Annotated in this window: 14 protein-coding genes and 1 tRNA gene; 14 read left to right on the forward strand and 1 reads right to left on the reverse strand. The window is 61.3% G+C overall.

What is annotated here, in order from left to right:
- Positions 1–71: 71 nt before the first annotated feature.
- The 9 genes from EDD52_RS12900 (at position 72) to EDD52_RS12940 (ending at position 6,861) form a co-directional block, all read left to right on the forward strand.
- A complete protein-coding gene (locus EDD52_RS12900) occupies positions 72–386 on the forward strand; it encodes a heavy metal-binding domain-containing protein (protein WP_132245590.1) in 315 nt (104 codons plus the stop codon).
- Positions 387–389: 3 nt separating this feature from the next.
- Complete coding sequence (locus EDD52_RS12905; RefSeq protein WP_243651932.1) at positions 390–1,004, forward strand: hypothetical protein; 615 nt, start codon at positions 390–392, stop codon at positions 1,002–1,004.
- A 32-nt stretch (positions 1,005–1,036) separates the two neighbouring features.
- Positions 1,037–1,792 carry a Fe-S cluster assembly ATPase SufC gene (gene sufC, locus EDD52_RS12910; protein WP_132245592.1) on the forward strand — a complete coding sequence of 252 codons (756 nt, stop codon included), beginning with the start codon at positions 1,037–1,039 and terminating at the stop codon, positions 1,790–1,792.
- Entirely contained in the window at positions 1,792–3,075 is a 1,284-nt protein-coding gene (locus EDD52_RS12915; RefSeq protein WP_132245594.1) for a SufB/SufD family protein, read from the forward strand. Before sufC ends, EDD52_RS12915 begins: the two co-directional genes overlap by 1 nt.
- A 1-nt stretch (position 3,076) precedes the next feature.
- Positions 3,077–3,580 carry a YIP1 family protein gene (locus tag EDD52_RS12920; protein ID WP_132245595.1) on the forward strand — a complete coding sequence of 168 codons (504 nt, stop codon included), beginning with the start codon at positions 3,077–3,079 and terminating at the stop codon, positions 3,578–3,580.
- Positions 3,577–4,167 carry a YIP1 family protein gene (locus EDD52_RS12925; RefSeq protein WP_132245597.1) on the forward strand — a complete coding sequence of 197 codons (591 nt, stop codon included), beginning with the start codon at positions 3,577–3,579 and terminating at the stop codon, positions 4,165–4,167. Before EDD52_RS12920 ends, EDD52_RS12925 begins: the two co-directional genes overlap by 4 nt.
- Positions 4,160–5,380: a cysteine desulfurase gene (locus EDD52_RS12930; RefSeq protein ID WP_132245599.1), complete on the forward strand. Its 1,221-nt coding sequence runs from the start codon at positions 4,160–4,162 to the stop codon at positions 5,378–5,380. Before EDD52_RS12925 ends, EDD52_RS12930 begins: the two co-directional genes overlap by 8 nt.
- Positions 5,381–5,467: 87 nt before the next feature.
- Positions 5,468–5,544: transfer RNA gene (locus EDD52_RS12935), tRNA-Arg, on the forward strand.
- Positions 5,545–5,649: 105 nt separating this feature from the next.
- Positions 5,650–6,861: an MFS transporter gene (locus tag EDD52_RS12940; protein WP_132245601.1), complete on the forward strand. Its 1,212-nt coding sequence runs from the start codon at positions 5,650–5,652 to the stop codon at positions 6,859–6,861.
- Between the two features lie 28 nt (positions 6,862–6,889).
- Here the strand turns inward: EDD52_RS12940 and EDD52_RS12945 are convergent, their stop codons facing one another.
- Positions 6,890–7,771 carry a MurR/RpiR family transcriptional regulator gene (locus EDD52_RS12945; RefSeq protein ID WP_132245603.1) on the reverse strand — a complete coding sequence of 294 codons (882 nt, stop codon included), beginning with the start codon at positions 7,769–7,771 and terminating at the stop codon, positions 6,890–6,892.
- Between the two features lie 93 nt (positions 7,772–7,864).
- On the opposite strand from EDD52_RS12945, the gene EDD52_RS12950 reads away from it, so the two are divergent.
- The 5 genes from EDD52_RS12950 to EDD52_RS12970 all read left to right on the forward strand — a co-directional run bounded on the left by EDD52_RS12950 (position 7,865) and on the right by EDD52_RS12970 (position 12,983).
- Complete coding sequence (locus EDD52_RS12950) at positions 7,865–8,635, forward strand: N-formylglutamate amidohydrolase (protein WP_132245605.1); 771 nt, start codon at positions 7,865–7,867, stop codon at positions 8,633–8,635.
- Positions 8,632–9,150, forward strand: coding sequence for a TRAP transporter small permease subunit (locus EDD52_RS12955; protein ID WP_132245606.1), 519 nt, complete (start codon positions 8,632–8,634; stop codon positions 9,148–9,150). The genes EDD52_RS12950 and EDD52_RS12955 overlap by 4 nt, the downstream gene beginning before the upstream one ends.
- Entirely contained in the window at positions 9,140–10,465 is a 1,326-nt protein-coding gene (locus EDD52_RS12960) for a TRAP transporter large permease (protein ID WP_132245608.1), read from the forward strand. Before EDD52_RS12955 ends, EDD52_RS12960 begins: the two co-directional genes overlap by 11 nt.
- Positions 10,466–10,519: 54 nt before the next feature.
- A complete protein-coding gene (locus EDD52_RS12965; protein WP_132245610.1) occupies positions 10,520–11,557 on the forward strand; it encodes a TRAP transporter substrate-binding protein in 1,038 nt (345 codons plus the stop codon).
- 64 nt (positions 11,558–11,621) lie between these two features.
- Entirely contained in the window at positions 11,622–12,983 is a 1,362-nt protein-coding gene (locus EDD52_RS12970; RefSeq protein WP_132245612.1) for a glutamine synthetase family protein, read from the forward strand.
- Positions 12,984–13,077: the final 94 nt, after the last annotated feature.

Here is a 13,077-nt window from a genome sequence, read left to right on the forward strand (position 1 = left end):
ATGGCAAATCTAGGGTCACGTACGTCGGCGCTGCGCGGCGACCGGACGGCCCGCGATTTGGAGAAGACGATATGATCCTGACCACGACCAACTCTGTCGAAGGGCATTCCATTGCCGAATACAAAGGCATCGTCGTCGGCGAGGCGATCATGGGCGCGAATGTCGTGCGCGACGTTTTTGCCTCGATCACCGATATCGTCGGTGGCCGGTCGGGCGCTTATGAGAGCAAGTTGCAGGATGCCCGCGACACCGCCTTGCGGGAACTGGAAGAGCGCGCAGCGGCCCTTGGCGCCGATGCGGTTGTCGGCATCGACCTCGACTACGAGGTTGTGGGCCAGTCGATGCTGATGGTTTCGGCCAGCGGGACGGCGGTCAGGCTGGGCTGAGCGATGACGAACACTGCCATCAGACAGGCGCCGCAGACGCGCCCGGAATTGACCATGCCAGAGCCGGAGGCCGCGCTCTTGCGTGCCGAATATGCGCAGGCTGGTGTCATTCTGGAATATGGCAGTGGCGGGTCTACGGTTCTTGCGGGCGAGATGCCGGGCAAAACCGTATTGTCGGTGGAAAGCGACAAGGACTGGGCGCTGATGATGCGCGCCTGGTTCCGGGACAACCCGCCGGCGGAAGGCGCGTCTGTGGATGTGATCTGGTCCGACGTGGGCGAGACGAAGGAGTGGGGCCGCCCGGTCAATGACCGTGAATGGCGCCGCTATCCGCGCTACGCGCTGGAGGCTTGGGGCCTGCCGGAATTCCGCCACCCCGACGTGGTGCTGGTGGATGGACGGTTTCGCGAAGGATGCGCGTTGGCCGCGAGTTTCATGGCACAACGTCCGCTGGTGCTGCTGTTTGACGACTATGCGCAGCGCAAGAATTACCACGCGGTCGAGGAGTTCCTCGGCACGCCGGAAATGACCGGGCGGATGGCCCGGTTTGACGTAACACCGCAACCCGTGCCGCCGGCACAGCTTTTGCGGATCATGCAGTTGATGGTGCGCCCCTGAGCGCGCTCAAAGAGACCACGGAAGGAAAAGAAATGCTTGAGATCAAGAACCTGCACGTCAAACTTGAAGAAGAGGACAAACAGATCCTCAAAGGCGTCGACCTGACTGTCGAGGCAGGCAAGGTGCATGCGATCATGGGGCCGAACGGGTCCGGCAAATCGACGCTGTCCTATGTGCTTTCGGGCCGTGACGGTTACGAGGTGACAGAAGGGTCTGCCACGCTGGAAGGCGAGGACCTGCTGGAACTGGAGCCGGAAGAGCGCGCCTCGCTTGGCCTGTTCCTGGCGTTCCAATACCCGGTCGAGATACCCGGCGTTGGCAATATGACCTTCCTGCGCACAGCCGTGAACGCGCAGCGCAAGGCGCGCGGGCAGGACGAGATGTCGGCGAGCGATTTCCTCAAGGAAATCCGCGCGAAAGCCAAGGAACTTCAGATCGACGCGGATATGCTGAAACGCCCCGTGAACGTGGGCTTTTCGGGCGGCGAGAAGAAGCGCAACGAAATCCTGCAGATGGCGATGCTGGAACCGAAGATGTGCATCCTTGACGAGACAGATTCCGGTCTGGACGTGGACGCGATGAAGCTGGTAGCCGAGGGCGTGAACGCGCTGCGCAGCGAAGGCCGCGGCTTCCTTGTCATCACGCATTACCAGCGTCTTCTGGATCACATCAAACCTGACGTTGTCCATATCATGTCGAACGGTCGTATCGTGAAGTCCGGCGGGCCCGAACTGGCGCTTGAGGTCGAACAGAACGGCTATGCAGACATTCTGGCGGAGGCTGTGTAATGGCACTGCCGCAAGCAAAACTGGACGCGACCGATGCGCGGCTGGCCACGCTTAGCCTGCCCGCTGGCGGCTGGGCCGAGACCGCGCGGCAGGACGCCCTTTCGCGTGTGAAAGCGCAAGGTCTGCCGGGTCGCCGCGACGAGTATTGGAAATACACCCGTCCCGATGGCCTGACCGCGCCAGCGCCGACCAGCGCTGCGATCTTTGACGAAAGCGAGCCGCCGGTCTTTGACGAGGTCGACCGGTTGAAACTGGTCTTCGTCGATGGCGTTTTTGACGCCGCAGCCTCTGACGATCTGGCGCTGGAGCATGTCCGGCTGGAACGTCTGGCAGATACGAGCAGCGCCGATATCCACTGGGCGCGGGATTACTACGGCACGCTGGAAGCCAGCGGGCAGACGCCTGTTGCGCGGCCATTGGCGGCGCTCAACACGGCCTTTGCCACTGACGGTCTTCTGATCCATGTCACCGGCAAGGCGCCAAAGCCGATCAGCCTGATCTATCATCATCAGGACCCGCAATCCGACGTCATGCTGCATCACGTGATCCGCATGGACGAAGGCGCGGAACTGACCCTGCTGGAAAACGGCCCGGCCGCCGCACGATTCAACATGGTTCTGGAAGTCGAGGTCGCCGATGGCGCGGCCTTCAACCATGTCCGTGCACAGGGGCGTGACCATGAACGTCAGGCGGCCACGCATATCTTTGCGCGGTTGGGGCGGGAAAGCCGGTTCAAGTCTTTCACCATGACCGCCAATGGCGTCATGACGCGCAATGAATGCGTGATCGAGCTGACCGGCGACGATGCCTCGGCGCATGTTGCTGGGGCCTGCATGGGCGACGGAGACTTCGTGCATGACGACACGGTTTTCATCACCCATGACGCGGTGAACTGCGAAAGCCGTCAGGTCTTCAAGAAGGTGCTGCGCAACGGTGCGACGGGCGTCTTCCAGGGCAAGATCCTTGTGAAAGCGGGCGCGCAGAAGACCGACGGCTACCAGATCAGCCAGTCGCTCCTGCTGGACGGCGACAGCCAGTTCCTCGCCAAGCCAGAGCTGGAAATCTACGCCGATGACGTGGCCTGTTCGCACGGCTCCACCTCGGGGGCGATCGATGAGGATGCGCTGTTCTATCTGCGCGCGCGCGGGGTGCCGCATGGTATCGCCACAGATCTGCTGACGCTGGCCTTCCTAGCCGAGGCGGTCGAGGAAATCGAAGACGCAGCGCTTGCCGAAGAGATCGTGACCCGTATGGAAGCGTGGCTCGCGCGGCGGCGCGGCTAAGGTGGCGGTCACCCAGGACATCGTGGCGACCTATCGGGGGCCGGGGCGCGTCATGCGCCGGCTGTTGTCGATGGGGCAGCGCGAGGATCGAGCGCTCGCATTGGTGATGGCGGGCTGCGCCGTGATCTTCGTGGCGCAACTGCCCCGACTGGCACGCGAAGCGCATCTGACCGGACAGGAGCTGAACCCGCTTCTGGGCGGATCGTTGTTGGCTTGGGTCTTCATCGCGCCGCTCATGCTCTATGTGCTGGCCGCAGCCAGCCACCTTGTTGCGCGCCTTATCGGCGGGCGCGGGGACTGGTACGGCGCAAGGCTGGCCCTGTTCTGGGCGATCCTTGCCTCGTCACCGCTGATGCTGCTCAATGGGTTGGTTGCAGGGTTCCTGGGAACGGGCCCGGCGCTCAGCTTCGTGGGCCTGCTTTGGCTTGGGGTATTTTGCTGGTTCTGGGCAAGATCGCTTTGGGTGGCAGAGCGGCCCGAAGCTGCCGAAGGCGATGTCGCATGAACCTGCAATCGCTTCTTCAACTGGGCGTCCAGACTGTGCTCGACCCGCGCGGCGTTGCGCGCTTTCTGATCGGGCAGCGACTGACGCGCGAAGCATTGCTGATCGCCTTCGCGCTCGTAGTGGCGATGAATACGCTGCTTTACGCGGGTATGGTCGCTTTCGTGCCGCAGCAGGCGGGCGACGGTGTCATCGTTCTGACCCCGATGGTCTTCATGCTGATGCTGGGCGCTTCGGTGGCATTTGCCATTCTGGCCACTACATGGATCGGCCGGATGATGGGCGGGGCGGCCACGCTCGAGCAGGTGGCCATATTGATCATCTGGCTTCAGGGGCTGCGTTTCGTTGCACAGCTTGCCTTGATCGGGCTGGGGCTGATCCTGCCGGGGGCGGGCGTGTTGCTGGTTGTCGCGGTGGCGCTTGTCGGGCTCTGGATCCTGATCAACTTTCTTGACGAGGTGGAAGGGTTTGCCAGTCTTGGCAAGTCTGCCCTGCTGCTGTTTCTTTCGGCGCTGGCCGCAGTTGTGGTCCTTTCGCTACTGATGTCCATCTTCGGGGCATCCACATTGGGATTGACTGACTATGTATGACGTGACGCAGATCCGAGCCGATTTCCCGATCCTGTCGCGGCAGGTCAATAACAAGCCGCTGGTCTATCTCGACAACGGTGCGTCGGCGCAAAAGCCGCAGGTGGTGATTGATGCCATCACGCGGGCCTATGCCGATGAATATGCCAATGTGCATCGCGGGCTGCATTACCTTTCCAATCTGGCGACCGAAAAATACGAGGCCACGCGCGGCACGATTGCGCGCTTTCTTGGTGTGGCCGAAGAGAACGAGATCATCATGAATTCCGGCACCACCGAGGGCATCAATACGGTTGCCTACGGCTGGGCCATGCCGCGACTGGAAGCGGGCGACGAGATCATCCTGTCGGTGATGGAGCATCACGCAAATATCGTTCCCTGGCATTTCCTGCGCGAGCGGCAGGGCGTGGTGCTGAAATGGGTTGATGTCGACGAGACCGGCGCGCTTGATCCGCAAAAGGTGCTGGACGCGATTGGCCCCAAAACCAAACTGATCGCTGTCACCCATATGTCCAACGTTCTGGGGACGGTCGTGGATGTCAAAACGATCTGCGATGGTGCGCGTGAAAAGGGCGTGCCGGTGCTGGTTGATGGCAGTCAGGCCGCCGTGCATATGCCAGTAAACGTGGCCGAAATCGGCTGCGATTTTTATGCCATCACCGGGCATAAACTCTACGGTCCGTCCTCCTCTGGCGCGATCTACATCCGCGCCGATCGGCAGGCCGAGATGCGCCCTTTCATGGGGGGCGGAGACATGATCCGCGAGGTTCACAAGGACGAGATCACCTATAACGATCCGCCGATGAAATTCGAGGCAGGCACGCCGGGCATCGTGCAGATGATCGGGCTGGGCGCAGCGCTGGACTATATGACCTCTGTCGGCATGGACAATATCGCCGCCCACGAGGCCGGTCTGCGCGATTACGCGCAGTCGCGTCTGGACGGGCTGAACTGGCTTCAGGTGCAGGGCCACGCCAAGGGCAAGGGTGCCATCTTTTCCTTCACGCTGGACGGGGCCGCCCACGCGCATGACATCTCGACCATCCTTGACAAGAAGGGTGTCGCCGTGCGCGCAGGCCATCACTGCGCTGGCCCGCTGATGGACCATCTGGGCGTGACGGCGACCTGCCGCGCCTCATTTGGCATGTATAACACGACTCAGGAAGTGGACGCGCTGATCGACGCGCTGGAACTGGCGCATGACCTCTTCGGCTAGGCCAGAAGGCCTTGCCAGTTTCGTGCGGGCCCAGCCCCGAATTTGCCATTGCAGCCCTAGTTAGGTGTCGTTATATGCGTGCCTCAGGCACCCGTAGCTCAGCTGGATAGAGCGCTGCCCTCCGAAGGCAGAGGCCAAAGGTTCGAATCCTTTCGGGTGCGCCATTTCTTCGATTTCTGACAAAGACGTGCCTCGGCCATGCGGGGCTTGTCATGCTCTGGCGGCACTGGCAGAGCTTACGGGCATGTCTTGTCGGCAAGAGGAACGTGATGTCAGTTGCCATAACGAACAAATGGGTGGCCCTCGCACTGACCGGGCTGGCGGTGATCCTGTCGCTGACGACGTGGTTTTCCGCGACCGCGATCCTGCCGGAATTGCGCGCGGCCCTTGGCCTTGATGCCTCTGGTGCGGCGTGGCTGACGAATGCGGTGCAGGCCGGGTTCGTTCTGGGCGCGCTTGTCTCCAGCGTGCTGGCCTTGTCCGACGTCCTGCCGTTGACCCGGCTGATGGCGGGAGCCAGCCTTGCGGCTGCGGCTTTCAACGCGGTGGCGTTGCTTGATCCCGGCGCGGGTTGGGTGATTGCAGCCCGTTTTGCGACCGGGGCTGCGCTGGCGCTGGTCTATCCGCCCTCGCTGAAATTCATCGCGACATGGTTCCGCAAGGGGCGGGGGCTGGCGATGGGCGCGATGGTGGGGGCGCTGACGCTTGGGTCTGCTCTGCCGCATCTGGTGCGCGGGCTGGGCGCAGGCATCGACTGGCAATCTGTCCTTGTCGCAAGCTCCCTTGCCAGCGTCGCCGCTGCGGCCATCTTTGGTCTGGTCCTGCGCGAAGGGCCGGACCCGTTTGGCCGTGCCACGGTTGATCTGCGCCAGATCGGCCGGGTGATCCGCGACCGTCCTGTGATGCTCGCCAATGCGGGCTATTTCGGCCATATGTGGGAGCTTTACGCGATGTGGGCGTGGATCCTGGTCTATGTCGGTGCCGCGCAGGCGGACGGGCTTGCGATCACCAATGCCTCGATCCTTGCCTTCGCGGTCATCGCCTTTGGCGCGCCGGGAAGCGTGCTTGCGGGGTGGTTTGCCGACCGGATCGGACGGTGCAAGACGACGGCAATCGCTATGACGATCTCGGGCACGGCGGCGCTGCTGATCGGGGTCAGCTTTGATGGCCCGCTTTGGATTTTCACGCTGGTGGCACTGGTATGGGGCATGGCGGTGGTGGCGGATTCAGCGCAGTTTTCTGCCGCCGTGACAGAGCTGGCAGATCAAAGCCATGTTGGCGCGGCTCTGGCCTTTCAGATGGGGGTGGGCTTTGCCATCACGATCCTGACGATCTGGCTGATGCCCCTGATTGCCGAGGCGCTTGGATCCTGGCGCTGGACCTTCCTTGTACTGGTGCCGGGGCCGGTGCTGGGCACTTGGGCGATGCTGACACTTCGGCGCCTTCCCGAGGCGGCCAAGATCGCAGGCGGGCGGCGGTAGGGTATTCGCTGGCGGGGTCGACCCGAACTCAGGTGCCGCGAAAAATCTGCGCGGCACCGATCATCTTTTCCAGCGCGGCAATCCGGTCAGTGCTGGGGGATCGCGCCTGGATGCCTGCCACCAGCGCCTCGATCAGAAAGTTGATCGCAAGGGTCGAATCCCAGCTTGAGGGCGCCTCGACCATGGCACGGAAACAGTGGCTCGCATGGGATTCGATGGGCGACCCCCATTGATCGGTGAACAGAACGATATTGCCGCCTTGCTCCACCACCAGTTTTGCCAATCGCTCCAGCTGCTTTTCATAGCGGCGGATGTCGAACACCACGACGGTGGCGGAGGCATCGATATCCAGCAGGGATTGCGGCCAGACACTGGGCGAGGCGTCAAGCATCGAAACGCCCGGCCGGATGATCTGCAGGTGGTTGTAGAAATAGACCGCGTTTGACCGCGTGATCCGACCGCCCATCAGGGAGATGTGGCGTTTGTGGTCCGACAGCAACCCGGTGACTTCGTCGAATTCCTGAACATCCAGCCGGTCGATCGTGGCGTTGATGTTGCGGGAAGCAGCCACGGCAAAGCGGCTGATGATGTGATCGCTTTGGCCCGTCCCCTCTGACGTTTCCAGCTTGGCGAGGGGTTGTTTCACACGGGCGGCGACCTCCTCGCGGATGGTGTTCTGAAAGTCGGAAAACCCGTCGAATCCCAGCTTGCGGGCCAGCCGCACCACCGTCGCTGTCGATACCTGCGCAAGCTCTGCCAGCCGTGTGATCGATTGCAATCCGGTGACGAGCGAGTCGTCCAGAAGCGTGGCTGCCAGCCTGCGTTCGGCGGCCGTCAGGTTGGGCTGTTGCGTCTTCAACATGTCCCAGATCAGGGCCTTGCCTTCAGACGATGCTGTCGGTTTGGTCATTGCCCCCTCCTGTCCGCAGAAAAAAAGAAACGATATTGACATCGTGCGCGACTCTGTAGTGATCTTTACACAACGATTTCAGGGGGACAAGAAATGGATGCGCTGGCCTGGCCTCCGTTTGCAGTACTGGGCGAGGGCGGGACTGCGCCTGTCGTCCTGATCTGCGAACATGCCTCGGCATTCATTCCGCCCGCATTGGATGGCTTGGGGCTCAGCGATGAGGCGCGCCAATCGCATATCGCCTGGGACATCGGCGCGCTGGACATGTCCAAGCGTCTGAGCGCGCGGATAGGCGCGCCGCTGATCGCCGGGCAAATCTCGCGGCTGGTCTATGATTGCAACCGCCCCCTTGAAGCCCCGGACTGCATCCCTGAGCAGAGCGAAATCTACCCGGTTCCGGGCAATCAGGGGCTGGGACGCGACGACAGACAAGCGCGCTTTGATCACATCCATACGCCATTTCACGACGCGGTTGCCGCTGTGATCGACAGGCAGTGCGCCAGGTCCGAAGGGCCGGTGGTGGTGATCACCCTGCACAGCTTTACCCCGATCTATCACGGCAAGACGCGTGAGCTTGACCTCGGGTTTCTTTATCACAGCCGTGGGGAAATTGCGGAGGCCGCCACATCCGTAGAGGCAGAGCGCGGCCTGATGACGGCTGCCGTGAACGAACCCTATTCGGCGAGTGACGGCGTGACCTACAGTCTGCAAAAGCATGGGGATGCGCGCGGGTTGGGCTCGGTCATGGTCGAGGTGCGCAATGATCTGATCGACACTGCAGCCAAGGCAGAGCGCGTCGCCGACCATCTTGCGCAGACCCTCACCGCGGCAATGGCGCGTGCCGGACAGGGGGCCGCTGCATGACGTGGTTCAGGCGGTACATTACGCTGGTTGATGGCATGAACCGTGCTATCGGGCGGGTCATCATGTATGGCATTTTCGTGCTGATGGGCGTGCTGCTCTGGTCGTCCGTCTCCAAGACCTTTTTCAGCCCGTCGCTTTGGACGCTGGAAATGGCGCAATTCATGATGGTGGGATATTACATGCTGGGCGGGCCGTATTCGATCCAGATGGGATCAAACGTTCGGATGGACCTGCTGTATGGCGAATGGTCGACGCGCCGCAAGGCCGCAGTGGATTCCATCACCGTCTGCTTTCTGATCTTCTATCTGGTGATCCTGCTTTGGGGAGGGATCGACAGCACGGCCTATAGCTTCAAATACGGCGGCGAGCGCAGCCCGACGGCGTGGCGGCCTTATCTCTGGCCGATCAAGATCGTCATGTGCGTGGGCATCGTGCTGATGCTGCTGCAAGCGCTGTCCGAGCTGTGCAAGGACATCCTGCGCCTGCGCGGAGAGGAGGTCGCCGATGTCGTATGAGATGATCGCGATCTTCATGTTCGCCACGATGATGGCGATGTTGCTGACGGGCCAGCGGGTGTTTGGGGCCATCGGCTTTGTCGCCGTGATCGCGGCTTTGGTGCTTTGGGGCGACCGGGGCGGCTATGACATCGCCTTTTCCAGCGCGATGAAGCTGATGAAATGGTATCCGCTGCTGACCCTGCCGATGTTCATCTTCATGGGATACGTGCTGTCGGAATCGAAGATTGCCGATGACCTGTACAAGATGTTCCACGTCTGGATGGGCGGCTTGCGCGGCGGGCTGGCCATCGGGACGATCGGCTTGATGGTGCTGATTTCTGCCATGAACGGCCTGTCGGTTGCGGGCTTGGCAATCGGGGCGACAATTGCGCTGCCGGAGCTTTTGAAACGCAATTACGACAAGCGGATGGTGACGGGGGTGGTGCAGGCCGGATCGTCGCTTGGCATTCTTGTGCCGCCTTCGGTCGTGCTGGTGCTTTACGCGATGATCGCGCGGCAACCGGTGGGGCAATTGTGGCTGGCCGGTGTGATCCCCGGCCTGATGATGGCGGCGATGTTCATCATCTATATCGTGATCCGCTGCTGGTGGAACCCGTCTCTGGGCCCTGCGCTGCCGCCCGAGGAACGCAATATGCCTTTGGGTGAAAAGCTGAAACTGCTGCGCGCGGGCTTGCTGCCTTTGGGCATTTTCGCCGCGATGATGGTGCCATTTGTCAACGGTTGGACCTCGCTTGTTGAAAGCTCTGCCATCGGCGCGATGACAGCCTTTGCCGCCGCCGTCCTGAAGGGCCGCATGACGCGCGAGGTGTTCGAAACCTCTGTCCGCCAGACGCTTGGAATTTCCTGCATGTTCATGTGGATCATCCTTGCGGCCATGGCCTTTGGCGCGGTGTTCGACGGGCTGGGCGCGGTCAAGGCCATTGACCAGCTTTTCACCGAGCGGCTTGGCCTTGATCCCTGGCTGATCCTGATCCTGATGCAGCTGAGCTTCATCCTGATGGGGACGTTTCTGGATGACACGGCCATGCTGGTCATCGTCGCACCGCTTTACGTGCCGCTGGTCAAGGCGCTAGGCTTTGATCTGGTCTGGTACGGGGTGCTGTACACCATCACCTGCCAGATCGCTTATATGACGCCGCCCTTCGGCTATAACCTGTTTCTGATGCGCGCAATGGCCCCGCCGGAAATCACGCTGAAAGACATTTACGGATCAATCCTGCCCTTCGTGCTGGTGATGGTCTTTGCTCTGTCGGTCGTGATGATTTTCCCGCAGATCGCGCTGTGGCTGCCCGGATATGTCTATGGAAATTAACCCCAAGAACTCCGCCAACGGAGCAATCAATTTCAATCCAACAAGGAGAGTTCGATGACTTCCAGACGTAAGTTTTTGACCACGGCGGCGCTTGGCGGTGCCGCATCACTGGCGGCCCCAGCCGTCGTCAAGGCGCAGGCCCCGATCAAGTGGCGGTTCCAGACCTATGCGGGGGCTGCATTGGGCGAGTTCGTGACCAAACCGGTGATCGATTACATCAACAAGGCCGCGAATGGCGAGATGGAGATCGAGCTGTTCTACGCCGATCAGATCGTCCCCACGGGCGAGCTGTTTCAGGCGCTTCAGCGCGGCACGATCGACGGCGTGCATTCGGATGACGATTCCATGGCCTCGCCCACGCCGTTGCAAGTGTTCGGCGGATACTTCCCGCTGGCCACGAAACATTCGCTGGATGTGCCTGTGTTGTTTGACCAATACGGGCTGGCCGATATCTGGCGGTCCGAATACGAAAAGGTCGGCGTTGCGTGGCTGTCGGCGGCCGGGCAGGACCCGTGCAACTTCAACACCAAGAAAGAGATCACCTCGCTCGCGGATCTGGATGGGCTAAAGCTCTATACCTTCCCCACCGCGGGGCGGTTCCTGTCACAATTCGGCGTGGTGCCGGTGTCCATCCCTTACGAGGACGCCGAAGTCGCGGTGCAGACGGGCGAGCTTGATGGCATGGCGTGGTCCGGCATCACCGAGGATTACACCGTCGGCTGGGCCAATGTGACGGACTACTTCCTGACCAACAACATCTCGGGGGCGTGGATCGGGTCGTTCTTTGTGAACCAGGGCCAATGGGCGGATCTGCCCGAACATCTCAAGGCCATCGTCATGGCCGGGATCGAAGCGGGCCACACCTATCGCAACCAGTGGTACTGGGGCGGCGAGGCGCGGCTGCGCGCGCAGGGTGACAAGCTGCAACTGCGCTCCATCCCGCAAGAGGAATGGAAGGTGGTCGAGGATGCTGCCGTCAAATTCTGGGACGAGATCGCCGAGGAAGGCGAGATCCATGCCAAGATCGTGCAGATCTTCCGCGACTATAACGAGGTGATCAGCAAGGCTGGCCCTCCCTATACCTTCGGGTGACGCTTTCGGGGCGTGCCTAGCGGCGCGCCCCGCTTCTGGATTACACGGATTGGAGACTGCCCACATGGCTGGCAAATTGTCATTTGAGGACCTGAAAGCGCAGGTTGCGGAAGGCCGGGTCGATACGGTTCTGGTCTGCATCGTTGACATGCAGGGCCGTCTGATGGGCAAGCGGTTTCATGCAGGCCATTTCATCGCCAGCGCCTGGGAAGAAACACATTGCTGCAACTACCTGCTGGCGACCGATCTGGAGATGGCAACGCCCGAAGGGTATGCCTCTACCAGCTGGGAAAGCGGGTATGGCGACTATGTCATGAAGCCCGATCTTGCGACCCTGCGTCCGGTGCCGTGGCTTGAAGGCACTGTGATGGTGCTGTGCGATGTGCTGGATCATCACAGCTATAAACCGGTCCCACACTCGCCCCGCGAGATGCTCAAAAGCCAGATCGCGCGGCTGGAGGCGATGGGCTTTGACGCGATGATGGCGACGGAACTGGAATTCTTCCTGTTCGAGAAAAGCTTTGAGGAGATCGCCAAAGGGGGCTTTCGCGATCTGACACCGATCAGCGGCTATAACGAGGATTACCATATCTTCCAGACCACCAAGGAAGAGCATGTGATGCGGCCCGTTCGCAACCACCTGTGGGATGCAGGCATTCCCGTCGAGAACAGCAAGGGTGAGGCCGAGGCCGGTCAGGAAGAGCTGAACATCCGCTATGACGCCGCACTCAACACCGCCGATTACCACACCATTGCCAAACACGCGGTCAAGGAGATCGCCTGGCAGCAGGGACATGCCGCGAGCTTTCTGCCCAAGTGGCATCAGGACCGGGTCGGCAGTTCCAGCCATGTGCATCAGTCGCTCTGGAAGGACGGAAAACCCGCCTTCCATGACCCGGATGATGCACTGGGTATGAGCGATCTGATGAAAAGCTATGTCGCGGGCCTGTTGAAATATGCGCCGGATTACACCTATTTTCTGGCGCCCTACATCAACAGCTACAAGCGGTTCATGAAGGGGACATTCGCGCCGACGCGGATCATCTGGTCGGTGGACAATCGCACTGCCGGGTTCCGCCTGTGTGGCGATGGCACAAAGGCCATTCGGATCGAATGCCGGATCGGCGGGTCGGACCTGAACCCCTATCTGGCGATGGCGGGCATGCTGGCGGCTGGCATTGCCGGGATAGAGGAAGGGCTGAGCTTGCAGCCGCCCGCAAAAGGCGATGTGTATCAAGGGGAGACGGGCCTGATTCCAGAAAGCCTTGGGGCAGCACGCGCAGCACTAGGGGCGTCTGCGTTGATGCGGGCAGCTTTTGGGGATGCGGTCGTTGATCACTATTGCCGGGCGGCCGAGGTCGAGATCGAGGAATTTGCGCGCGTGGTGACGGATTGGGAAATCGCCCGCGGGTTCGAGCGGGCTTGAGACGGCGGGGGTAGGGGGCCAGCCCCTTACATTCCGCGCAGTATATTGACCACAAAGAAGGGTGGGGCATGTGCCTTGCCGGACAGGGAGGTTT

It is taken from the genome of Primorskyibacter sedentarius, assembly GCF_004342065.1.
Taxonomy (GTDB): Bacteria; Pseudomonadota; Alphaproteobacteria; order Rhodobacterales; family Rhodobacteraceae; genus Primorskyibacter; species Primorskyibacter sedentarius.